This is a genomic window from Bacillus sp. MSP13 (genome assembly GCF_000815295.1).
GTDB lineage: Bacteria > Bacillota > Bacilli > Bacillales > Bacillaceae > Bacillus > Bacillus vallismortis.
Genome location: NZ_JXAQ01000005.1, coordinates 54,767 through 76,934 on the forward strand (window position 1 = coordinate 54,767; position 22,168 = coordinate 76,934).

Here is a 22,168-nt window from a genome sequence, read left to right on the forward strand (position 1 = left end):
AGCCCAAGCGCTTTTTTTAAACAATCCATCTTACATGAAGGAGCATGATCATGGGAAAAGACAGACAAGAAAAAATACTGAAAGCTTCTGGCAGAGTCGAATCAGACCGCGATCAGTCCATTCACTATGACGGAGCAACAAGCCTTGAACAAAACGGAAAATTTAAAAAGCGAAAATCATAACACAAAGAGCCCAAAACTTATAAGGTTTTGGGCTCTTATCATTTATCGCATACTATAGCCGGATGGGTCAATCCCTCTCTCTGTGAGCCAGTGATGGGTTTCACCTTTGATCACAAGAGGCGCCTTTTGCAAATCTAAAATCGTTCTGGCGCCCAGCACGGTCATAATCATTTTTAATTCGTCAAGGACCAGCTGAATCTCTTCAAGCAATCCTTCCTCTCCGCTTTCAGTCAGCGCTTTCAAAAAGTGCCCTGCCATTCCGGTGCTAGAGGCCCCGAGCGCTATTGCCTTTGCTACATCATGAGCATCCTGCAGGCCTCCGGACGCAATCACGGCGCTTGCGGGAAACGCAGAGCGGATTTCCGCCAAACTTGCGGCTGTCGAAATGCCCCACGAGTTAAAAAAAGAGATTTGACGCTTTCTTCGGAGATTTTCAATTTCCGAGAAATTGGTGCCTCCGTAACCGCCGGTGTCAACAGCTGCAGCACCTGCTTCATACAGCTTCCCTGCTGATTCCTTGCTCATACCGAAGCCGACTTCTTTTACAATGACTGGCACACTGATCTGGCTGCAAATTTGTCCAATACGGTCAAGAGCGCCACTGAAGTTTCTGTCCCCTTCAGGCATCACAATTTCCTGAATTACATTCAAGTGAATCTGCAGCGCGTCTGCTTCAATCATGTCAACTGCTTCCTTTGCCTGATCAGCTGTCACCTCGCTTCCCAGGTTGGCAAAAATCAGTCCGTTGGGGTTTTCCTTTCGAACGATTTCATAAGAAAAACGCTCTGAGGGATCTTTTAACGCAGACATTTGCGATCCAACAGCAAGAGGCACTCCAGCCTGACGAGCTGCTCGCGCAAGCGATTTATTGATTTCATATGTAAGTTGTCCGCCGCCGCCAGTCATTGCATTGATAAAAATCGGCGAACTGCTAGAAAGTTCGCCGATTTTCGTGGAAATATCTACTTGTTCTAATGCAAGATCGGGCAGACTGGCATGAACAAACGTAATATCATCAAGACCCGTGTCCCGCTTTTGTCCGATGGACAGGGCATGATTGATGTGTTGTCTTTTCCGTTCTGCTCGAGTCACGTTTATCACCAATTATTTTAGTTTATTCAGCTTATCTCCAATCAGATCTCCAAGCTGGAAGCCAGTGCTTGTTTCTTCCTTCGCCTGATATTGACGGTAATCTTCCTGATCGGCTTTAGGCGCTTCTTCAAGTTCACGCATACTTAATGAAATGCGCTCCTCATTTTCATTCACATCAAGAACCTTCACTTTTACAGTCTGTCCTTCTTCAAGGACTTCATGCGGCGTGCCGATGTGTTTATTGGAAATTTGAGAAATATGAACGAGACCTTCAACACCCGGAAGGATTTCAACAAAGGCACCGAAGCTAACAAGACGCTGTACAGTTCCTTCGAGCACATCGCCTGAGTTCACTTTCTCGCCGATTTGGCTCCACGGTCCAGGCAGTGTATCTTTGATAGATAAAGAAATACGTTCATTATCACGGTCAACCGATAATACTTTCACTTTTACTTCCTGTCCTTCTTCAACAACGTCAGACGGCTTTTCCACATGGGAGTGGGAAAGCTGTGAAATGTGTACAAGTCCGTCGATACCGCCGATATCAACAAACGCGCCAAAATCAGTCAGGCGCTGCACTTTGCCATCAAGTACACTTCCAACTTCGAGAGACTGAAGAAGTTCTTGTTTTTTATTTGTTTGTTCACTTTCAACAACGGCACGGTGTGAAAGGATCACACGGTTTTTATCACGGTCAAGCTCTACAACGAGCAGTGACAGTGTTTTCCCTTTATAATCAGTAAAATCTTCAACGAAATGCGCTTCAACAAGTGATGCCGGAATAAAACCGCGAACGCCGATATCAACGACAAGGCCGCCTTTCACGACATCTTTTACTTCAGCTTCAAACACTTCTTTTGTTTCAAATTTTTTCTCAAGGTCTTCCCAAGCGCGGTCTGCATCAACAGCACGTTTAGATAAAATCAAAGCATCGTCTTCCACTTTTGTTACTTTCAGGTCAAGCTCGTCGTCTACTTTTACAACATCCGATGCTTTCTCTACATGAAGACTTGATAATTCACTGATTGGAATAATGCCGGACTGTTTGACATTGATAATTTCAACATCCACATGCTTATCCTCTACCTTTGTCACAATCCCTTTAACTACCTCTCCAACCTCTGGCACTTGAACATCAATTTGATTCATTTCCTCTGTCATTTGAATAACCTCCTTGGTCCAAACCTACACAGCTTAATTAAAACGGTTTGAAAGCTGAACATATAACATGTCCGCTTTTAGCCGAATATGTATTAAAGAATCATCCAAAAAAGTTTTTTGAATGATCAATAAAAAGTTTTATTAGTATTAACTTCTAATAAAAGAACAGGTTTGTCAAGTAATAACATTCTTTCTTCGTTGAAAAAATCAAAAAAAGTGGCATTCGCCATCATCAGTGGCGGGACTTTTGCTCCACTGCCTCAAGGATTTTATCAGCTACCTCTTGAATGGAAAGAGATGTCGTGTCGATTTCAAGCGCGTCTTCTGCTTTGCGCAGCGGAGATACTTCGCGCTCTGAATCAAGCTTGTCTCTTCTTGCAATTTCCTCAATCAATGTTTCGTAGTTGACATTGTAGCCTTTTTTCACGTTTTCTTCATAACGGCGTTTCGCTCTCTCTTCAACAGAAGCCAGAAGAAAGATTTTCACTTCGGCATTCGGCAGCACATGAGTCCCAATATCTCGTCCATCCATGACAACGCCGCCTTTTTCTCCAAGCTGCTGCTGGCGCTTCACCATTTCTTCCCTGACGCTTCTGTGTTTAGCTGCTATAGAAACTTGGTTGCTGACTTCGTCTGTTCGGATCGCATCAGTTACATCGGTGCCGTTAACAAGCACTTTTTGCCCTTCTTCTGTTGTCACCAGTTCAATGTTTGTCCGCTTTAGCAGCTCAGCGAGTTTTTCTTCATTTCCCAGGTCAATGTTTTCTTGTAAAGCCGTGAACGTTATCGCCCGATACATCGCTCCTGTATCAATATATATGTACGATTTTTTCTCTGCCACAATTTTGGCAACGGTGCTTTTCCCCGCAGCTGCCGGGCCGTCAATCGCAATCGATAATTTCTTTTCCATAATTCCCTCTCCTTGCTCTTTTCTCCTCTATGGATTGTATCATGAACTTTATGAAAAAGGGTGGAAAATTGATGAATAATTACTGTTTGAAGGTTTCAACCCTTTTGTTCTTCTCCATTTTATCCACCCCTTCATATTGAATCACTTTTGATACATAAGGCTCAATATGCTCATAGTGAAAAAGAAACTGAACACCAAGTAAAATGATAACCTGTATGAATAATAATTTGATCAGCAGCCGTTCAAATGTTCTCATCGGAGCACCTCCATCACAAATAGTATGGAAGTGTTTGCCGATGTTTATTCCATCCGTGCCTTTCTTCTCTTATTTAACTGGCGCCGGATGCAATATTGAAGCAGGAACTGCTGGTCACTCGCTGAGATTCCATTATACTCAAGGGTCATTTTATGTTTCCCTGATTTCGGATCATCAAAGACTCGTCTGACAATGGCATCTGTTTCAATTTGACGCGTGTTTTCATCTTCAGAAAGACTGATAATCAAGCGCAGTGATTCCCCGGATTGGAAGGAACGGCCATCAGCCAAAACTAACGCGATGCCGCCTGCGCTGATATTATAGGAAAGTGTGCTGAACTCTTCCTTATCCGCCGGCTGAATTTGCACATCCAATACCGCATCAGTTCTCACATACTGGCGGCGCTGAATCCGTTTCATTTTTTCACGGGGAGGCACTTCAAGACAGATCATTTGAAGTTTGTCCTTCACTTTACCTTTTATACGGCTTGTAAAGCGGTAAGGAACTTCATCTTTGCCCACAAACTCTACCGTTACCTCCATATCATTATGCAAAATCACTGTTCGCCCTGTAACGACATCGACAGGGTACGCGATCAAAAGTTCATTGTTGTCGATGCTTACAGCTTTGCTCTTCGCTTTTTTCAATTCGTTTTCTTCTATATATTCTAATTGTACATTTTCCCCAATCTCTATCATTGACTTCACTCTTTCGTATTCAATATGCTCACATTTTTATTAAAGCACGTAATGAAAAAAAGGAAAAGACATTTAGTCCTTTCCTCCCGTTTTTTATAGGTCTTTATATATAGGTTCGGCATTTTTTAGTTTTTCAACCTTTTCTTCCGAACCGTCACTGGCATTGATAAACATTCTGAATGTGTCATTTTCAATCGTTCCGAGCATTTCATAGCATAACACTTCTTGGCCCATTTCATTTGTAATTAAAGCAAGCCTCGTTTCTCTCACTTGTACATTTTGATTTAATTTTGATTTTGCTTCTGCTTCAGTAATGGCCGGCTTAGGTATATTTCTTTTCCTATGGGATGTTAGGAAGTCTCTTGCTGAAAAGCCGACTACCTCACCGTCATCCAAAGCCACTTTCATACGAATGGCTTCAGGGTACATCCGGATTTTATTTTCAACAGGAACATATGAGAATACGCCGATTTTATCATACTGGGCACTTTCATCAATTTCCAAGCCATCTGTTTCATATCCATTTTTCTTTAAAAAGGCGAGCGCTCGGTTCGATCCATCATTCAAACTGAATTTCTGGTCTTTCACTTTTCTGTTTTGGATCAAATAAACCGGATGCCCTCCCTTTCTCGTAATATCCATATAAATCGCTGCTTTATGGTCTGGGTCTTTCATGCTGACGCTATATACATCGCGATTTGTTTTTTTTCCGCTCTTTGCCACTTTAATTGAATAATTGTCATCCGGGGCAAAGCGCTCAGCAATTTGCTTTGCTTCTTGTTCGGAAATTTGTTTTCCCTTCAGATGGCTGAAACCCTTCTCCTCTTTTTTGGTGCTGGTGAAACTCGGGCCAAGGTCAGTGCCAGTGGAGAATGCACCAACGTTTTTTTCGACGGTTTTAAAGCTGTTGATAATCGTATTATCGCTTTGTTTTTCGTCAGAAGCCAATGCCATTTCCACATCCATCCAGCGAAGGTTTTTGCTCATGACAAGGTGCTGAACATGACGCAATTCATTTTGAATATCCTCGGATTGCTGATATAGCTTATTTAGTGATGTATACTCTTTTTTATCCAGCGGTTTTTGCTCCAAATCTCTAACCGACGTCTTATAACTAAAATCGCCGATCTTTGATAGTAACTCTTCTGTCTTGTTAAACGGCATTAATGTAAGCGGCAGCTGACTGACACTGTTATGGGCTTCAGATGTAATCCTCCACACATCTATCAAAGCAGGTGACAGGGATTTTTGGCTGTTCATGGCGAGTGTTGTTCCGATTTTATCATGAAGCTGATCCATCTGATAGGTAAGTTCATGAAACGCCCGCTGATAGTTATTTTCAGCATGAAGAAGAACTGCGTCTTTTTCCTGGTGCTCTTTGTAACCCCAGTAGCTTGTACCGACTATCACAATACCGAGCAACGCGATTAAAATACCTCTGATCATTTATCACACCTCATTTTTATGCTTTCTTATGTCCTGCTACTCACAGAAAACGTGTTTTCCGATTCTTTTAATCTGCGGGCGTCCCCAAATCCATGCGCTGGTCGCTGTATCCGGATTAAAGTAATACAGGGCTTCCTCAGTTGGATCCCAGCCGTTAATGGCATCCAGCACCGCTTCTCTTGCTGTTTCATTCGGCTGCATATAAATCTGTCCGTCTGCCACCGCTGTAAAAGCAAGCGGTTCGAAAATAATGCCAGCTACTGAATTGGGAAATAACGGGCTGTTCAAACGGTTCAAAATAACTGCTGCGACTGCAACCTGACCCTCATACGGTTCTCCTCGCGCTTCCCCGTAAACCGCTTGAGAAAGCAGCCTAATATCATTGTTGGAAAATCCGCCAGGCATGTTAGCTGCGACCGCGTCCTGTTTTTTTGTTTTTGCAGGTGTGTTGTTTTGCTGCTTATTTGCTTTAGGCTGCTGCGTTGTTTTTTCCGCAGGCTGTTTCTGCCGCGCTTCTGCTTGCTGTCTTGCTTTTTGGGTTGCTGCTTTTGACGGTTTCGTCTGATACTTCAGCGCAATTTTTCCGTAATGCGTGAATGTATTCCCTTTGCGAAGCTGTTCCATAACATATTCACGATAGTATTTAGATTTAGATATCAAGGTTTGCTTTGTTTTAGCCCCGACAAGGCCGTCAACCTCTTTTAGCCCGAATTGATCCTGAAAGTTACGTACTGCCCAGTATGTTCCCCATCCATAAACCCCATCAATTTTTCCGTTATAGTACCCGTTATATTGAAGGCGCGCCTGGAGTTCAATCACATCGTCCCCTGTTGCCCCTCTCTGAATAACCTGATTGGAAAAGGCAGAGATGGTTTCAGTATTGATAAACATCGTTATTGTAAAGGAAAAAAGGATGAGACATGCCATAATCGATCCTTTGGACTTCATCTTTTCAAGCCTCCTACAGCAAATTTTTGAGTGTAATCGTATTTTCTGTAACGAGGTTATTTTTATACACTCTTTCCTTGTTATCCCTCAGAACATAAAATCTCATTTGATAAATCGGCACACAAAAAAAGCCCCACAGCTTCTGTGCGGCTCTATACTTGCATCATATTGACGGAACGGGCTTTTTTCGCTTTGCGCAAACCAAACCACCATAAAAATAACATAAATGGAAACATATAATAAATCCAATTACTTAGTGCTATTAGAATGAAATCATACGATCCATGCAAAAGTGACGGTAAAACTAATGAAAGAATAAGCCACTTCACACGCGCTTTATGTGCGGAAAAACGGGCTTTCCCAAGATAAAATCCCATAATAACGCCTATTAAGGCATGGCAAGAAACAGGAAGCAACGCCCTGACAAACGCATGCTCCACACCGTGGCCGATTAAGTAAAGAATATTTTCCAGAGTCGCAAAACCGAGCGATACACTGGCCCCGTACACAATCCCATCATAATGCTCATCAAAATGGGCGTGCGGGTATACACTGACCATCAAGATAAACCATTTTAATGATTCCTCCAAAAATCCTGAAGACAAAAAAGATACGAAAAAGCTTCCGCCTCCCACATTCTCTTTTTCAAGCACGTACTGGATAAACATCGTGGGAAATACAAGAACAACTCCTAAAAAAAACGACCGGAGCACCATATGTACAGGTTCATTATCATACTGGTCTTTTAAATAAAAATAACTTAACAGCGCGATGCCGGGAGCAATTCCTGCAGAGATGATTGCAAACATCAGGCAACCTCTTTCCTTTATATTCCTAAGTCTATCCTACCATGTTGTTTATAAATTTACATCTGTCTGACCTTAAAAAAACAGAGAGAGCATACGAATTTATCATATGCTCTCCTCTTTACAGATTTTCTCTTTTTGCGATTTCCGCTGCGATATGTCCCCCGTGAAATCTGCCATTTTCAATAAATATTTCATTTGCATTGTTTCCAGCGGCAATGACCCCGGCAATAAAAATACCTTCAACGTTTGTTTCCATCGTTTCTTCATTAAAAAATGGACGTCCTGTTTCTTGATCAATTTCAACACCCATTTTTCCAAGAAATTGATGATCGGGATGATAGCCTGTCATGGCAAATACAAAATCATTTTTAATGGTCATGAGTTCCTTCTCACCGGAGCGGAATATCACTTCATCCTCGTTGATTTTTTCGACACAAGCCCCAAATTCCATGCGGATTGTTCCGTTTCTGACGAGCGATTCAAACTCAGGCAGAATCCATGGCTTAATGCTTGACGAATACTCATTGCCCCTGTATAAAACTGTGACACGCGCTCCGGATTTCACAAGTTCAAGCGCAGCGTCTACACTTGAATTTTTCCCACCGATGACGACCACATCTTTATCAAAGTACGGATGGCCTTCTTTAAAATAATGGAATACTTTTGGCAAATCCTCTCCGGGTACGTTCATATAGTTTGGATGATCATAATAGCCTGTTGCAATAATACAATATGGTGTCGTGTAAGTCCCTTTTGATGTCTCTATAACAAATGAATTGTTTTCCGCTTTCGTGACTTTGTGCACCATTTCAAACGCATTTACACGGATGTTTTTCCGTTTGACGACTTCCCGGTAATACGACAAAGCCTGAATTCTGACAGGCTTTCTGTTTTCCGTAATAAATGCCACGTCCCCAATTTCAAGCTTTTCACTTGAGCTAAAAAAGGTTTGATGCGTCGGATAATTGTAAATGCTGTTAACGACATTGCCTTTTTCGATGACGAGGGCATCAATGCCAATTTGTTTTAGGTGAATGGCGGCAGATAGTCCACAAGGCCCTCCGCCTATAATTATTGCTTTTTCTTGAATCATTTCCGTCAACTCCTGCGATTGGCATTTCACTTCATATTTTTCTATTTCCGAATAAAAAAAACTCCTATTTTATCATAGGAGATTTTTTATTTTTATGCAAATCATCAACTTATATCCAGCCTCTAAAGCGCGAAGCTTCAGCCATTTTGCGAACGCCGACCATGTAAGCAGCGAGCCTCATGTCAATTCTTCGGTTTTTAGCCATTTCGTAAATATTATTAAATGATTTAACCATCATTTTTTCTAATTTTTCTTCCACCTCTTCTTCACTCCAGTAGAAGCCTTGGTTATTCTGAACCCATTCAAAATATGAAACCGTTACGCCGCCGGCACTTGCCAGTACGTCTGGAACAAGCAGAATGTCCCGGTCTGAAAGAATTTTGGTTCCTTCAAGCGTTGTTGGCCCATTTGCCGCTTCGACGACAATTTTAGCCTGAATATGATGGGCATTTTCTTCTGTAATTTGATTTTCAATCGCAGCAGGAACAAGGATATCACAATCCAGCTCCAGCAGTTCTTGGTTCGTAATGGTATCGTTGAAAAGCTTTGTTACGGTACCGAAGCTGTCCCGGCGGTCGAGTAAGTAATCGATATCGAGGCCTTCCGGATCATAAAGACCACCATACGCATCTGAGATGCCGACAACTTTTGCTCCCGCATCATGCATAAATTTCGCTAAATAGCTTCCGGCGTTTCCGAATCCTTGAACAACGACACGCGCACCATTAATATCAATGCCTTTTTTCTTTGCCGCTTCTTTAATACAGATCGTCACACCTTTTGCTGTCGCAGATTCTCTCCCATGAGATCCTCCAAGCACAAGCGGCTTGCCCGTAATAAATCCAGGAGAATTAAATTCATCAATTCTTGAATACTCATCCATCATCCAAGCCATGATTTGTGAGTTTGTAAATACATCCGGTGCCGGCACGTCTTTCGTCGGGCCGACGATTTGGCTGATAGCTCTGACATATCCTCGGCTCAGACGCTCCAGCTCTCTAAACGACATATCCCTTGGATCACAAACAATCCCGCCTTTACCACCGCCATATGGAAGATCAATTATGCCGCATTTTAAACTCATCCAAATAGAAAGCGCCTTCACCTCTTTTTCTGTTACGTTCGGGTGAAAACGTATCCCGCCTTTCGTCGGACCGACAGAGTCATTGTGCTGCGCACGATAACCTGTAAAAATCTTTACTGATCCGTCGTCCATACGAACAGGTATTTTTACCGTTAATAATCTCATCGGCTCCTTTAACAGTTCGTAGACTTCTTCGGGATATCCCAATTTTTCCAGAGCCTTATGTATAACGGTTTGGGTTGATTTTAATACATCAAGTTTGTCTTCTTCTGTATGACCGGTGTTTCGATCGGCTGCCATTTGAGTTAACCTCCTAGAATCTTCTGTTTCTCACATGCTCCCTTTCAGAGAATAGTATACACCTTCATATGATCTATGCATAGAATAAACGTTATGTTTTTTAACGAAAAAAAACTGCTGTGAAATCAGCAGTTTTCCGTTGCATTATTATAAAAAATGAGTCTGTATCGTTTCAACGGCATTGCCGTCCATAATGAGCTTACCATACTCTTGCAAGCGATAAATCGTTAAAGTTGTCGGATTGCCGTACTCAGCCAGGACCGACACAACCCCCTCAGCTGTATGTGAGCCCAGGTCTTCAAGGCTTAAAAAGTACTGTCCCTCATAGTGATAGACAGTCCCCCCTGTGATACCGATTCGCTGTAAGCTGTCTGAAAGCTGGATGATATCCTCAAAGGAATGGAATTGATAAATGATGTCCGCGCTTTCGTCAAGCTTGACTTGCATTTCGATGTAATCATCATCATACTCATCGTCTTCAGAATCGGCTTCTTGGTTCTTTGTTACGATCACAACCATCCCTTGTGCTTGGAGAGAATATACTTCCACTGCAATCGGTCCATTCGCTTCAAAGCCGAGCTCTGTATTCGCTTCATTCATCATATCTTTAAATAACTGGTGGACTTTAAATGAGTCCTTCCAGAGGTCTTCTTTTGTCAATCCCCGGTCTGTCAAATCATCGAGGGTTAAAAAGATTTTAATCTTATTATAATTCAGACGCTCAAGCCGCATAACGTTCCCTCCTGCCTCTACTTGCACACAAATCATATAACACATTATATGAGATGATGAGTCATAGGTTCTTAATTGTTATCAGTTTACACTGAGTTCACTAGTAAGACAAGCACAATGCAGTTTTTATTGCCTTATGGCGTTTTGCTACCAAGAAGTTATTCCGGCTCACAAAGAGTTACAATATGTGTTTCCGGCTTAGCGCCTAAACGAAAAGGCACTTTTGTGGTGCCATATCCGTTGCTGATCAGATACTTCGATTGTTTAACACAACCTGTTTTTCCAAGTTCATACGGTCCGAATTTCCCAAATCTAATCTGACCGCCATGGGTATGTCCGCTAAATATCGCATCAATACCGTCAGTTTCGTGGATTTGTTCATGGATTTCCGGGTTATGGCAAACGAGAATATTCAGCTGGCTTTTGTCAAGCTCTTTAATGGCTTCCTCATAATGATCCATCTCCATCTTGATATCATCAACTCCGGCAATCCCAATCGTATGTCCACTGTGCGAAAACGAAACTGATTCATTCCTCATGCTGATGACACCGTGCGCTTTGAATATGGAATACAGCCTATGCTGCCTGATTTCATAATCATTATTTCCCCACACAAACAAGACAGGGACCCCAAAGCTCACAAGCCTTTTGATGTTTTCCTCAATTCTTGTACTAGGCACCCCGCCCTCGGCTAAATCACCGCCGATGATAACCAGATGCGGGGCATGGCTGCGCGCTTTTTGTAAAAGATCTTGATCGATGAGACGTTTATGAATGTCCGAAATAAAGAATATTGTGAGAGGCGGCTTATCTTTCATTTTCGATAAAGAAAACGTATGTGTTTTCAAATGGTTTCCTTTAGCTGTTGAATACATTTTTGCCGTCATAGCCGCTGCGGCAACAGTTAGCACACCGGCAATTTTCACTGATAGCTTCATAAAAACTCTCCATTCTTTTTAGAACTTATCAATAAGACGGACAATAAAAAAAGACGTTTCTATCGTTTAAGAAAACGCCCCGATTTATTTACTTTCAAAATATAGATTAATATCGTATTTGTGCTTCATCATTTGAAAAACAGACTCTCTCGCCTTCCATTTATCCGGCTGCGGCCAAAGATCAGTGCTTTTCTGAATAATTTCGCATCTCAGTTTATGGAAATCACCCTCAGCTTTATCTTCCTTTTTCTTAAAATAATATGAAGTGCAGTATGCAAAAGCGGTTGCCATCATCCAAAATAAATAAAAGGTACGGCTGAGCATTTCTTGAAGAACGAGCTGAGGCGCCGGGCTTTTGATCATAATCATAAGACATAATAGCCCTAAGCAAATGAGGGACGTCCACCGCCATCTGCGGCATTGCGCTGCATATTGTTCAAATTTTTGTTTTCGTTTCACCAGCGCTTGGAGCATCTGTTTGGTCGGCGCGTCTGTAAACTGGTCCAACTGATTCCATAAGGATTCCATCCGCTTCACACCTTGTCCTTTTTCATTGCTACATGATATGAGCGGAACATAAAAAAGATGCCTTATTCATCCATCAAGGGGGATGTTCAATACTTGTCCAGTGTAAACATCATTTCCATTCAGATGATTATACACACGGATTTTTTCTTCTCCCGACCGGTTTTTATAATACTTCATTGAAATGCGGTACAGCGTTTCTTTTTTTGGACGGTGTGCTTGACCACTCGTTTCGCCTCAGTTTGAACTTGTTCAGCCGGCTGCTGTTCTTCTCGTGCTGCTGTTTGTTGGGAAGAGGAAGCAGCCGTTGCTTCCTCTTGATTTACCGAGTCTTTTTTTTGCTCAGCAGCAGGCTGCTTTTTAGCAGTTGCTGTGTTTGACGGCTCTTTAGCCTTTGCCATCTCAGACTTTTTTTTGGACGCTTGCTGCAGTGCAGTGTCTTTGGTCTTTTCTTTGTTGTCTTTTTTGCCCTCTGATTTCGGCACAACCTCGTATTTGCTTTGGCTGCTGTCGATAAAAACATCTTCATAATCATCACGATGATCCGGATGGCTTTTTAGATAAAATAAGCTCACCAAAACAATAACCGGCACAAAAACAAATAATACAGCGAGTACAGTGAATAATGGCGTTTTTGTTTTCACTTGCTTTTTTTTCTGTTCTCTCTGATTTTTTACAGATTGTCTTGTCGGAAGGCTTTCTTCATCATCATCGAAAAAATCGTCCGCCAATGCGGCGTTTTGATCTTCATAACGATTCTGGGCTTTTCTTCTCTCTACTCTCGACATGTTCGTCATGTTTATCCCTCCTCACATGTTCAAAACGAATCTGGCAGGCAAACACGGCATCAATGATAAAATGCGCCGTCACCGGAACAAATAAGTTACCGGTCCATTCATACATCAGTCCGAGCAAAAAGCTGATTGCTGTCACCATGATAAATAACAGCCATTTTGACAAATACCGAAAATGAAGAACGGCAAATATAAGGCTGGCCGCCCATAAACCGATATGAGTCTGCAGCACTCCTCTGAATAACATTTCTTCCGCGAAAGCAATCAGAAGCGTTAAAAGTATAATATGAGGGATCGACCTCTTACTGAATATTTTTTTATTGATGCCCCCGTCATCATATAGATGGGGCGGGCACCATTTCATCACCGCCATATCGGCTAAAATCACAATAATAGCAATGGAAACACCATACCATATGATACGCATATCGCGAATATCCCAGAGCTTTTGTACGTCTCTGACATCCTCAAAAAAGAACAATCCTGCTGCAGCTGCGGCGATGAGGATCAAAAGCTGCGTTACATATAACTGCTTCAGCATATCACGGTCTGACATTTGCTGAATGAGATCCTTTTGCTGTTTCAGTTCCGTTCACCTACAGTCTCCAAGCTGAATATCCGTTTCAATTCCATACTCCAGCTGTCCAATGGCGCCATTTTATTCCGTTCTCCTTTTTGTTCATACAAGGATAGATCAAAACCGCAATGTGAACAGCATGGGAGGTTTCCATCATCAGGCTCATATGATTCATCAAAATAGGTTAACAACGATTGTCTTATGCAGCCATCACGCTGAAGCAGAAAAGATACACGGCGCATTTTTTCCAGCTTCAGTTCCATGCGATATGAAATCTCTTGCTTCATCAGTTCAATTGATGTTTTGCCCTGCATAAAGAGGTGTATCATCATACGGCTTTGGGTCTCTCCGATACCATACTGCATTACTAAATCCCGCAGCCGTCTCTCATCCCGCTCCTCCGTCTTTTCAAGCACACGGATCACATTGGCGATTTCTTCAGCTGTGACATTCTCCATTTGGATAATCTGCTCCTGCAATTCAAAATCCCCTGGCGCCCGCAGCAAAATGCTGACACTTGGTTTTCCATCGCGTCCCGCTCTGCCAATTTCCTGCATGAATGCTTCAGCTGTCTGGGGGAGATGAAAATGAATCACATATCTGATATCAGGTTTATCGACACCCATGCCAAACGCATTTGTACAACATATCACATCAAGCTGGTTATGAATAAACTGCTGTTGGATTAAAATTCTGTCGCCAGACTCCATACCGCCATGGTAAAAGTCGGCTCTGCTGCTTGTTTTGCTTTTAATTTCACCCGCTAATTCCTCAGCCCATTTCCTTGTCGGACAATAAACAATTCCCGGACCTTGAAGGTTTTCAACCAGCTGAATGACCCTATCTATTTTTTCGGCAGTATGCGCCGCTTGTTCAACCCTGAGCGCGATGTTTGGCCGATTGACTGAGTTGAGATGTTGTTCAGCATGTTGCAGCTCAAGCAGGTTCGTGACATCTTGCAATGTATCCTTTGTAGCTGTAGCGGTCAATGCCAGAACCGGCGGGTGCCCAAGTTGTTTTCTCAGCTGTCCCAGCTTTGAATAATCAGGCCTGAAGTCATGCCCCCATTCAGATATGCAATGCGCCTCATCAATAACGAATAGGCTGATCGGGACGCTTTTTAATTTTTCCAATACATAAGGAGACTGCAAAGCCTCTGGAGATAAGTACAAAAATTTATAGCGGTGAATATGATCTAAAACAAATTGTCTCTCCTGCTTGCTAAGCATGCTGTTCAAAGCCGCCGCACGCTTTTCGCCCCGCGCCTTCAGCTGCTGCACCTGATCCTCCATCAAAGAAAGCAGTGGAGAAACGATTAACACCATGCCGTTAAGCATATAGCCAGGCAGCTGGTAGCAAAGCGATTTTCCACCCCCAGTCGGCAGCATCGCAATGGTATCCCTCCCGCTAAGTATGCTTCTAATAATGTCCTCCTGCCCTTTTTTAAAGGAAGTAAAACCAAAAAACTGATGTAACGTTTGCTGTAAATTAGTCATATTGCTGCACCTGCTTTGTCAATGCCAGTCTGATTTGAAAATAGCTGAACCGCTGCTGTAGGCCGTCGCGAATTTGTTTGATTTTGTTTGTCCGTATCCGCTTGGAAAACTCTGCAATTTCAAGCTGGTCTTCCGCTGATACATAGTCATCTATGTGAAACGCAGGCTCGTGGAGAGAAATCTCAACAATATGGTCTTCGATCGTCGCTGTTTTCAGCTTTCTGATGTCGGCGATTCTCTGTATCGGGATCCCTCGTTTGACCATCTGCCATGTTTTTCTTGTGGACTCTGTCAGAGCATTCTCCACATGAACATCAGAGAGGATATCCTTTAACAGAGAATGTTCACACTCCGATAGTGAATGAATAAAATAATGTACCGAAGCCCAAAACAAGATATAAACATACCATTCATCTTCATTCAGCATGTCAGCAAGCTGTCTGCTCGTCAAGCCAATCCTATCGTGCGAGGTTAAAGAGTAGACAAAAATTTGCGCCGCTTTGTCATCAATCTGGCGTAAATGCGCCTCCAGCATAGCAAAAAGGCTGCTTGCCATCTCTATATGATCCGTATACCTGAAGAAGTATTTCTTTACCCATTGAAGTGTCTTATAATCCTTTGTGACAGGGATATACTGCCTGCTCCCCTGCTGTTTATTTGATAAGACCTGCACCAGCAGAGAAAGCCTTTTCCAAAGTACGCCGGCAGCCTGCTGGTAATAAGCGCCTTGGCAGTGAACGGGCCAAGGCCGTTCACTGAATGCGTGCCTCAATGAAGCTGCGCCGCTGGCTGTCACTTTATATGTATCTGTTTCAGCCAATGGTTCGAGATAAGAATGCTGTTCAAGCTTGGTGAGCGACGCTGAAATATCGCTTCTCGAACATTTCGGTGCCATTCCAAAATATTTTGCTGTCTGAAATAAGCCGGCATCTTGAATGGTTTGTGACGACCTTTTGCCTTTAAATAAGTGAAAAACAGCGCTTCCTGACCGTTCTCCGTTTATTTTGCAAAGGCAATCGAGAACCATAATATCGAAATAATTTAATGACAACCTATCCACCCACATTCTTCCTGACAAAAATCGCTGATTTGCTCTCTTTATTTTAACAGATTTTAAACAGAAATCGACGTTTAAAGTCATCATCAAGGGGGATGTTATGTAGATAACCCCTTATGTGATAAGCATTCTCAATCATTTTTCTGTTGAAATGTGGCAGCAACATCATTACAATAAGTAAGAGGAATAGGTGTTAAATTGATTATATATAAAGATTGATCCATTTGTTCCACCAAGAACAATCTGGGAGGTTTTATTCATGGCAAAGTACACAATCGTAGACAAAGATACATGTATTGCATGCGGTGCTTGCGGAGCTGCTGCACCGGACATTTACGATTACGATGATGAAGGCATCGCGTTCGTAACGCTTGATGAAAACAAAGGCGTTGTCGAAGTTCCTGAGGTACTGGAAGAAGATATGATTGATGCATTTGAAGGATGCCCTACTGATTCCATCAAAGTGGCGGATGAGCCATTTGAAGGCGACGCGCTTAAATTTGAATAGAAGTATGGAAAAAGCTCCCCTGCGGGAGCTTTTTAGATTGTTGACAAAGTCATAAAACGGTTTTCGTTTTATGACTTTATCATCTTTTCAGCGTGATTGAAAACCCTTGAAGTCTAGGAAGGGCGAGCATCGGAGCAGACTTTCACAGGATGTGATGGCGGCGGTGTTTAGGCAGGACGCCTAAGCATTTAGCCGCCGTTCCTTTCGTAACCCGTGAGCACCGACGCGCAAGCCTGACAACGAATGCGAGGGTTTGTCGACACGCTGAAAGCTCCCCTGCGGGAGCTTTTTTTACTTTTTAATGGATATGCACGCTTCTCTGCTGTTCAATCCATGGCTTCAGCTTGATGAAAATTAGTGAGAATACAATCGTAATCACAATGCCTTTTATGATGTTAAACGGCAGGATACCAGCGACGACCGCTGTTTTCAGCGCGCTGTCGGATAATGCCGGTGAATGTAAAAACCACGTGTAAGCAGGAAGAATCAGTACATAATTTAAAATACTCATCAAGATGGTCATTGCTGCAGTTCCCAGAAGCAGACTGACAGCCAGCCCCTTTGCTGAGTTCAGCTTTTTAAATAAGAAAGCAGTCGGCAAGATAAAAAGTGTTCCTGCGATAAAATTTGCAATTTGCCCGACAGGAACCCCGGCCATGCTTCCCTGAATAATATATTGGAGAACGTTTTTTATCGCCTCTACTGTAATTCCTGCCAAAGGTCCATAAATCAAAATGGCAATAATAGCGGGCACATCGCTAAAATCAATTTTTAAATAATCCGGAAGCCCCGGAAACGGGAAATTTAACAGCATCAAAACAAATGCAATACTGCTCAGCATACTGACCACTACTAATTTTTTTACTTTCACTTCACTCTCTCCTTTTCGATCACATCTTACTCGAAAACGGAAAGGTTCTTTTTCCAGCCAATAAAAAAACCGCTTCATCAAAAAAAGCGGGGTTTTCGAAAATTAGGCTAGGCAAAGAAACGTTTGAAAAGGAATTTCAAAACGCTTATGAACCTCCATCTTCTCCCATCCAGACTGTACTGTCGGCTCCGGAATTTCACCGAATCCTGCTGTAAAACAGCTCGCGGGCTTAGAGCCATGGGCTCATCACCGCCGGTAGGGAATTTCACCCTGCCCCGAAGATTGATCATATGAATTTAGTTCCATTATAAACGATAACTGGTTGGCTGTATAGAGAATTGCTTCAAATTATATATAATACCCGAAAGCTTTGAAAACATTGATTTTTAGGCTTTCCTTTCATCCTTTACTGCGTCAATACACGTTGACACTCTATTGAGAATATGTTAAATTATCAGATATTTAGTTTGTCAATTTAGGAGGAAATCTAACGATGTTTCGAGTATTGGTCTCAGACAAAATGAGCAACGACGGCTTACAGCCGCTTATTGAATCAGATTTTATTGAAATCGTTCAAAAAAACGCAGCAGATGCAGAGGATGAATTACATACTTTTGATGCTCTTTTGGTGCGAAGTGCGACAAAAGTAACAGAAGACCTTTTCAACAAAATGACTTCTTTAAAAATTGTCGGAAGAGCCGGTGTCGGTGTAGATAATATCGATATTGATGAAGCGACTAAACATGGGGTAATCGTGATTAACGCTCCAAACGGCAACACCATTTCGACAGCTGAGCATACATTTGCGATGATCTCTTCTTTAATGAGGCACATTCCTCAGGCTAATATCTCTGTGAAATCAAGAGAGTGGAACCGCACGGCTTATGTCGGTGCCGAGCTTTATGGGAAAACGCTTGGAATTGTAGGATTAGGCCGAATCGGAAGCGAAATCGCACAACGTGCGAGAGCGTTCGGAATGACCGTTCATGTTTTTGACCCTTTCTTAACTGAAGAGAGAGCGAAAAAAATTGGCGTAAACAGCCGCACATTTGAAGAAGTGCTTGAAAGTGCGGATATTATTACTGTTCACACGCCTTTAACAAAAGAAACAAAAGGCTTATTGAATAAAGAAACGATTGCAAAAACGAAAAAAGGTGTCCGCTTAATTAACTGTGCACGAGGCGGTATTATTGATGAAGCTGCACTTCTTGAGGCTTTGGAAAGCGGGCACGTTGCCGGAGCGGCGCTTGACGTCTTTGAAGTTGAACCGCCTGTTGACAATAAACTTGTTGATCATCCATTAGTCATTGCCACTCCTCACTTAGGGGCATCGACGAAAGAAGCGCAGCTGAATGTCGCGGCTCAAGTGTCAGAAGAAGTTCTCCAGTTCGCAAAAGGTCTTCCTGTCATGTCTGCTATCAACCTGCCAGCCATGACAAAAGATGAATTCACTAAGGTTAAGCCTTACCATCAAATCGCAGGAAAAATAGGCAGTTTAGTATCCCAATGCATGAAAGAGCCGGTTAAGGATGTTGCCATTCAATATGAAGGCACAATTGCTAAACTTGAAACATCGTTCATTACAAAAAGCCTTCTGTCAGGCTTTTTGAAACCGCGCGTTGACTCAACTGTTAACGAAGTCAATGCCGGTGGTGTCGCAAAAGAACGCGGCATCAGCTTCAGTGAAAAAATTTCCTCTTCTGAATCTGGATACGATAACTGCATCAGCGTAAAAGTAACAGGAGACCGCAACACCTTTACTGTGACGGCTACGTATATCCCTCATTTTGGAGAGCGTATTGTCGAGATCAACGGCTTTAATATCGATTTTTATCCAACAGGTCACTTGGTATATATCCAGCATCAGGATACAACAGGTGTCATCGGCCGAGTAGGACGAATTCTCGGAGATAACGATATTAACATTGCAACCATGCAGGTTGGCCGTAAAGAAAAAGGCGGAGAAGCCATCATGATGCTTTCCTTTGACAGACATTTGGAAGATAAGATCGTGAAAGAACTAACAGAAGTTCCTGATATTGTGTCTGTTAAGCTCATTGATCTTCCATAATCAAAAAAACTCAAGCTGTAATAGGCTTGAGTTTTTTATTTTTTATTCTCGTATGTGTTTGTGCAAAATGCCTAAGACACTCCTCAGCTCAGAAACAGGTATTTGACCAGGTGCCGACGCTTCTTCTCCGGCGCCAAAAGTACAGGCTGATCCAAAAACCTCGCCGCTCAGTCTGCTAATCAGTCCTGTTGCAGCCATAGACATTGTAATGAATGGACGGTTTGCATATTTTGTTTTCATCGTATACGTCGCGTCAAGCAACGTTAAGAGATCTCCTGCATCATTCGGCATGACAGCCATTTTTGGAATATGCGCCCCTAGATCCTGCATTTTTCGAAGTCTCGATAGAATCTCATCTTTCGCAGGCGTTTTCTCAAAATCATGATTTGACATCACCACATAGACATTATGTTCTTCTGCCAGCGTTACTAACGCTTTCACATTTGTATCTCCCGAAAATAATTCAATGTCAATAAGGTCAATGCCTTTTGTCCGGACTGCTGCTTCTAGCAAGGCAATATAGGAGCTTTCATCCATCTCCATGCTCCCGCCTTCTTTATGGGTTCTGAATGTAAATAAAAACAGCTTGTCCGCTAAAGACTCCCGAAGCTTAGAAATCATCTTTGTGACGGCTTCTCTGTCATTTGATTTTTCAAATAGGTCGACTCTCCACTCCACAATGTCCGGCTCCAGTAATTTTACAGCTTCTGCTTCGTTCATAATTTGTTTCTCCGTTTTTCCCATCAGCGGAACGATGATTTTCGGCAATCCTTCTCCAATGGAAACTCCTTTGATTGTCAACACGTTCACTCGGCTCAAATCCTTTCAATCTTTACCTTGTTTTATTATACACGGACAACGATTTTTTGAACATTTCTATTACACGAAAGGCAACCAAAAGAAGAGCCTAAAAAGGCCCTAATTAATCTAAGGAAATCGGATTTGGAGCAGCAGGTACCGGAATGGCATCTGATACGTCATATTTGCCGATTTTTTTTGTTCTGGTTTCCGTAAAGGTCACATCTGTAAAACCAAACTCCTTTGCTGTTAAAAGAAGTCCCTCAAGCATTAAAATACCGGCAATAGAATTGTCAACTGCTGAGTCTTTTGAGAAGTGGATATATAAGTGCTTCTGTTTCTTCGTTACAGATTTGACAGTTCTTGCTTGAAAAAGAGGTGTTGCCTCTTGTTGGATGTCCGATCCCATTTCCTTTATCGCTTCTTTTACGGTATCAAATGTTTTTTCCGATGGAACGAGAAAGTCTTGTCCTTGTTTATTTTGATACAAGTAGTAAGCTCTTTTTGACTGTTTTGTAATTGCAATTTCCGTAAAAGTGCCATATGAGCCAATACGGATGCCACTCTTGTTTTGCTCCGATAAAAATTTGATATTTTCATAAGGACTCCATTTTAAGGATTCTTTCAGCAATTTTTTTAACAGTGTATCGTCTTTTACAGCAAAATCTGCGATAGGCTGATGGACTCGTATACTTAATTCCTTCTTGTTTGGGTTTTCTTTTACCTCCACTTCATCTATGAAGGATGGGATCGTAATGGCATGGTCAAGGATACCCAGCTCACTGCTTTCAAACAACATATCCTGTATCGTTTGGTCTGCGTTTGTTTTTTTGATGCTGAGAGGTATGATTGCGGATGTATCGGCATCGGCAATCGCAACAGTGATGTAATTTTTCTGTTCCTTTTCAGAAACAACATACGATGTCTGATCCAGGGATGATGCAGCCTTTGGGCTGTCTGCTGTCTCAGTTTTCGTCACAGCGTTCTCTTGGGACGCTTCTTTTTGTTGAGGTTGTGCCTGATCAAAGAATTGAGGAGAAATAATGAAGGCGATATAAACCGCAATTGCAGTGGCGCACGCGGGGCCAATCCACCTAACAGCGGGCTTTTTTTGGTTTTTGCCATCGTCAGCCGCTTATAAATATCTTGAGGCGAACGATGGTCTTTAACTGCCGGAAGTTGACTTAACAACTCCTTTATCTGTTCTTCGTTCCAATCTGACTTCATCATCCATTAGCTCCTCCCTCAAAAGCTCCATATGTTTCCGAAGTACTTTGAGCCCTCTGTGTTGGGTCGTTTTGACTTTGCTTTCCGAGAAGCGCAGAGCGTTGGCTGTTTCCTGAATTGAATACCCCTGAATAAACCGCAAGATAATCACAGCTCTTTGGTCGATCGTGCATTGATCAAGCGCAGTATAAATTTCCCGGACATTTTCGTGTTGAATCGCAAGCTCGTCCGGAAGCAACTGCTGATCTCTGACATCCTGTGTATCCCAATCAAACGTGCCGAGTATACGCTGTCTGATCGTCTGCTGTTTACGGAACCAGTCGATCGCAACATGGCGTGCTATCGACAAAAGCCATGTTTTTTCACTGCTTCTTCCTTCAAACGTATGATAAGAATGTAAGACCCGGATATAAACCTCCTGCAGAAGATCTTCTGCCTGGTTTTTATCCTTTACCATATAAAATAAAAATTGGTACAAATCTTGATGATATGTATCATATAACAATTGAAAGGTTTCTTCCATTTGAAACCCCTCCGTTCACTTTTTTGTCGTATTAATAGCTTGAAAAGTTACATTACAACTATATTACGAGAA

General features: G+C 42.3%; 22 protein-coding genes, 2 pseudogenes and 1 riboswitch. Of the genes and pseudogenes, 3 read left to right on the forward strand and 21 right to left on the reverse strand.

Annotation, left to right across the window (positions count from 1 at the left end):
* Window positions 1-50 precede the first annotated feature (50 nt).
* The gene (locus SC79_RS19890) at window positions 51-182 is read left to right on the forward strand and encodes a YpzI family protein (RefSeq protein ID WP_010330496.1); all 132 of its coding nucleotides are present in this window, start codon (window positions 51-53) and stop codon (window positions 180-182) included.
* Window positions 183-224: 42 nt separating this feature from the next.
* On the opposite strand, the gene fni is transcribed toward SC79_RS19890, so the two are convergent.
* The 17 genes and pseudogenes from fni to SC79_RS06290 all read right to left on the reverse strand — a co-directional run bounded on the left by fni (window position 225) and on the right by SC79_RS06290 (window position 16,092).
* On the reverse strand, window positions 225-1,274 hold the full coding sequence (gene fni / locus SC79_RS06215; protein ID WP_039074545.1) for a type 2 isopentenyl-diphosphate Delta-isomerase: 1,050 nt from the start codon (window positions 1,272-1,274) through the stop codon (window positions 225-227).
* Window positions 1,275-1,286: 12 nt separating this feature from the next.
* Window positions 1,287-2,435 (reverse strand): 30S ribosomal protein S1, encoded by a 1,149-nt coding sequence (gene rpsA / locus SC79_RS06220; protein ID WP_039074329.1) that lies wholly within the window; start codon window positions 2,433-2,435, stop codon window positions 1,287-1,289.
* A gap of 232 nt (window positions 2,436-2,667) precedes the next feature.
* Window positions 2,668-3,345, reverse strand: coding sequence for a (d)CMP kinase (gene cmk / locus SC79_RS06225; protein WP_039074330.1), 678 nt, complete (start codon window positions 3,343-3,345; stop codon window positions 2,668-2,670).
* Window positions 3,346-3,424: 79 nt separating this feature from the next.
* Window positions 3,425-3,601: a YpfB family protein gene (locus SC79_RS19895; RefSeq protein ID WP_052245575.1), complete on the reverse strand. Its 177-nt coding sequence runs from the start codon at window positions 3,599-3,601 to the stop codon at window positions 3,425-3,427.
* Window positions 3,602-3,645: 44 nt separating this feature from the next.
* A complete protein-coding gene (locus tag SC79_RS06230) occupies window positions 3,646-4,299 on the reverse strand; it encodes a flagellar brake protein (RefSeq protein WP_039074331.1) in 654 nt (217 codons plus the stop codon).
* A 93-nt stretch (window positions 4,300-4,392) separates the two neighbouring features.
* Window positions 4,393-5,745 (reverse strand): germination protein YpeB, encoded by a 1,353-nt coding sequence (ypeB, locus tag SC79_RS06235; protein ID WP_039074332.1) that lies wholly within the window; start codon window positions 5,743-5,745, stop codon window positions 4,393-4,395.
* A gap of 36 nt (window positions 5,746-5,781) precedes the next feature.
* A complete protein-coding gene (sleB, locus tag SC79_RS06240) occupies window positions 5,782-6,693 on the reverse strand; it encodes a spore cortex-lytic enzyme (protein WP_039074333.1) in 912 nt (303 codons plus the stop codon).
* Between the two features lie 152 nt (window positions 6,694-6,845).
* Window positions 6,846-7,502, reverse strand: coding sequence for a glutamic-type intramembrane protease PrsW (gene prsW, locus SC79_RS06245; RefSeq protein WP_039074334.1), 657 nt, complete (start codon window positions 7,500-7,502; stop codon window positions 6,846-6,848).
* Window positions 7,503-7,620: 118 nt separating this feature from the next.
* Entirely contained in the window at window positions 7,621-8,595 is a 975-nt protein-coding gene (locus tag SC79_RS06250; RefSeq protein ID WP_039074335.1) for a YpdA family putative bacillithiol disulfide reductase, read from the reverse strand.
* A 109-nt stretch (window positions 8,596-8,704) separates the two neighbouring features.
* Window positions 8,705-9,979 (reverse strand): NAD-specific glutamate dehydrogenase, encoded by a 1,275-nt coding sequence (gudB, locus tag SC79_RS06255; RefSeq protein ID WP_039074336.1) that lies wholly within the window; start codon window positions 9,977-9,979, stop codon window positions 8,705-8,707.
* 147 nt (window positions 9,980-10,126) lie between these two features.
* Window positions 10,127-10,711: a genetic competence negative regulator gene (locus tag SC79_RS06260; protein ID WP_039074337.1), complete on the reverse strand. Its 585-nt coding sequence runs from the start codon at window positions 10,709-10,711 to the stop codon at window positions 10,127-10,129.
* Window positions 10,712-10,869: 158 nt separating this feature from the next.
* Complete coding sequence (locus tag SC79_RS06265) at window positions 10,870-11,649, reverse strand: metallophosphoesterase (protein ID WP_039074338.1); 780 nt, start codon at window positions 11,647-11,649, stop codon at window positions 10,870-10,872.
* Between the two features lie 84 nt (window positions 11,650-11,733).
* A complete protein-coding gene (locus tag SC79_RS06270) occupies window positions 11,734-12,177 on the reverse strand; it encodes a YpbF family protein (protein WP_010330483.1) in 444 nt (147 codons plus the stop codon).
* Between the two features lie 66 nt (window positions 12,178-12,243).
* Window positions 12,244-12,971, reverse strand: a pseudogene (locus SC79_RS06275) (LysM peptidoglycan-binding domain-containing protein).
* Complete coding sequence (locus SC79_RS06280; protein ID WP_039074339.1) at window positions 12,922-13,524, reverse strand: CPBP family intramembrane glutamic endopeptidase; 603 nt, start codon at window positions 13,522-13,524, stop codon at window positions 12,922-12,924. The pseudogene SC79_RS06275 and the gene SC79_RS06280 overlap by 50 nt, the downstream one beginning before the upstream one ends.
* A 26-nt stretch (window positions 13,525-13,550) precedes the next feature.
* Complete coding sequence (locus SC79_RS06285) at window positions 13,551-15,041, reverse strand: RecQ family ATP-dependent DNA helicase (RefSeq protein WP_039074340.1); 1,491 nt, start codon at window positions 15,039-15,041, stop codon at window positions 13,551-13,553.
* Window positions 15,034-16,092: a helix-turn-helix domain-containing protein gene (locus tag SC79_RS06290; protein ID WP_039074546.1), complete on the reverse strand. Its 1,059-nt coding sequence runs from the start codon at window positions 16,090-16,092 to the stop codon at window positions 15,034-15,036. The genes SC79_RS06285 and SC79_RS06290 overlap by 8 nt, the downstream gene beginning before the upstream one ends.
* 265 nt (window positions 16,093-16,357) lie before the next feature.
* Between SC79_RS06290 and SC79_RS06295 the strand changes: the two genes are divergently transcribed.
* Window positions 16,358-16,606, forward strand: coding sequence for a ferredoxin (locus SC79_RS06295; RefSeq protein WP_039074341.1), 249 nt, complete (start codon window positions 16,358-16,360; stop codon window positions 16,604-16,606).
* A gap of 298 nt (window positions 16,607-16,904) precedes the next feature.
* On the opposite strand, the gene fmnP is transcribed toward SC79_RS06295, so the two are convergent.
* A complete protein-coding gene (gene fmnP / locus SC79_RS06300; RefSeq protein WP_010328399.1) occupies window positions 16,905-17,477 on the reverse strand; it encodes a riboflavin transporter FmnP in 573 nt (190 codons plus the stop codon).
* Between the two features lie 153 nt (window positions 17,478-17,630).
* A riboswitch (FMN riboswitch) is annotated at window positions 17,631-17,764 on the reverse strand.
* Window positions 17,765-17,970: 206 nt separating this feature from the next.
* On the opposite strand from fmnP, the gene serA reads away from it, so the two are divergent.
* The gene (gene serA / locus SC79_RS06305; RefSeq protein ID WP_039074342.1) at window positions 17,971-19,548 is read left to right on the forward strand and encodes a phosphoglycerate dehydrogenase; all 1,578 of its coding nucleotides are present in this window, start codon (window positions 17,971-17,973) and stop codon (window positions 19,546-19,548) included.
* Between the two features lie 42 nt (window positions 19,549-19,590).
* Here the strand turns inward: serA and aroD are convergent, their stop codons facing one another.
* The 3 genes and pseudogenes from aroD to sigX form a co-directional block, all read right to left on the reverse strand.
* The gene (aroD, locus tag SC79_RS06310; RefSeq protein ID WP_039074343.1) at window positions 19,591-20,358 is read right to left on the reverse strand and encodes a type I 3-dehydroquinate dehydratase; all 768 of its coding nucleotides are present in this window, start codon (window positions 20,356-20,358) and stop codon (window positions 19,591-19,593) included.
* Between the two features lie 112 nt (window positions 20,359-20,470).
* Window positions 20,471-21,576: pseudogene (locus tag SC79_RS06315) on the reverse strand (sigma-X negative effector).
* Window positions 21,512-22,096, reverse strand: a complete 585-nt coding sequence (sigX, locus tag SC79_RS06320; RefSeq protein ID WP_039074344.1) for an RNA polymerase sigma factor SigX — start codon at window positions 22,094-22,096, stop codon at window positions 21,512-21,514. The pseudogene SC79_RS06315 and the gene sigX overlap by 65 nt, the downstream one beginning before the upstream one ends.
* Window positions 22,097-22,168 lie beyond the last annotated feature (72 nt).

Excerpts from the sequence above, each read along its gene's own strand:
- SC79_RS06265 (WP_039074338.1), bottom strand. The coding sequence starts at position 11,649 with ATGAAGCTATCAGTGAAAATTGCCGGTGTGCTAACTGTTGCCGCAGCG.
- SC79_RS06295 (WP_039074341.1), top strand. The coding sequence starts at position 16,358 with ATGGCAAAGTACACAATCGTAGACAAAGATACATGTATTGCATGCGGT.
- SC79_RS06230 (WP_039074331.1), bottom strand. The coding sequence starts at position 4,299 with ATGATAGAGATTGGGGAAAATGTACAATTAGAATATATAGAAGAAAAC.
- SC79_RS19890 (WP_010330496.1), top strand. The coding sequence starts at position 51 with ATGGGAAAAGACAGACAAGAAAAAATACTGAAAGCTTCTGGCAGAGTC.
- SC79_RS06260 (WP_039074337.1), bottom strand. The coding sequence starts at position 10,711 with ATGCGGCTTGAGCGTCTGAATTATAATAAGATTAAAATCTTTTTAACC.
- prsW (WP_039074334.1), bottom strand. The coding sequence starts at position 7,502 with ATGTTTGCAATCATCTCTGCAGGAATTGCTCCCGGCATCGCGCTGTTA.
- cmk (WP_039074330.1), bottom strand. The coding sequence starts at position 3,345 with ATGGAAAAGAAATTATCGATTGCGATTGACGGCCCGGCAGCTGCGGGG.
- sleB (WP_039074333.1), bottom strand. The coding sequence starts at position 6,693 with ATGAAGTCCAAAGGATCGATTATGGCATGTCTCATCCTTTTTTCCTTT.
- ypeB (WP_039074332.1), bottom strand. The coding sequence starts at position 5,745 with ATGATCAGAGGTATTTTAATCGCGTTGCTCGGTATTGTGATAGTCGGT.
- SC79_RS06270 (WP_010330483.1), bottom strand. The coding sequence starts at position 12,177 with ATGGAATCCTTATGGAATCAGTTGGACCAGTTTACAGACGCGCCGACC.
- rpsA (WP_039074329.1), bottom strand. The coding sequence starts at position 2,435 with ATGACAGAGGAAATGAATCAAATTGATGTTCAAGTGCCAGAGGTTGGA.
- sigX (WP_039074344.1), bottom strand. The coding sequence starts at position 22,096 with ATGGAAGAAACCTTTCAATTGTTATATGATACATATCATCAAGATTTG.
- SC79_RS06285 (WP_039074340.1), bottom strand. The coding sequence starts at position 15,041 with ATGACTAATTTACAGCAAACGTTACATCAGTTTTTTGGTTTTACTTCC.
- SC79_RS06250 (WP_039074335.1), bottom strand. The coding sequence starts at position 8,595 with ATGATTCAAGAAAAAGCAATAATTATAGGCGGAGGGCCTTGTGGACTA.
- SC79_RS19895 (WP_052245575.1), bottom strand. The coding sequence starts at position 3,601 with ATGAGAACATTTGAACGGCTGCTGATCAAATTATTATTCATACAGGTT.
- gudB (WP_039074336.1), bottom strand. The coding sequence starts at position 9,979 with ATGGCAGCCGATCGAAACACCGGTCATACAGAAGAAGACAAACTTGAT.
- SC79_RS06280 (WP_039074339.1), bottom strand. The coding sequence starts at position 13,524 with ATGTCAGACCGTGATATGCTGAAGCAGTTATATGTAACGCAGCTTTTG.
- serA (WP_039074342.1), top strand. The coding sequence starts at position 17,971 with ATGTTTCGAGTATTGGTCTCAGACAAAATGAGCAACGACGGCTTACAG.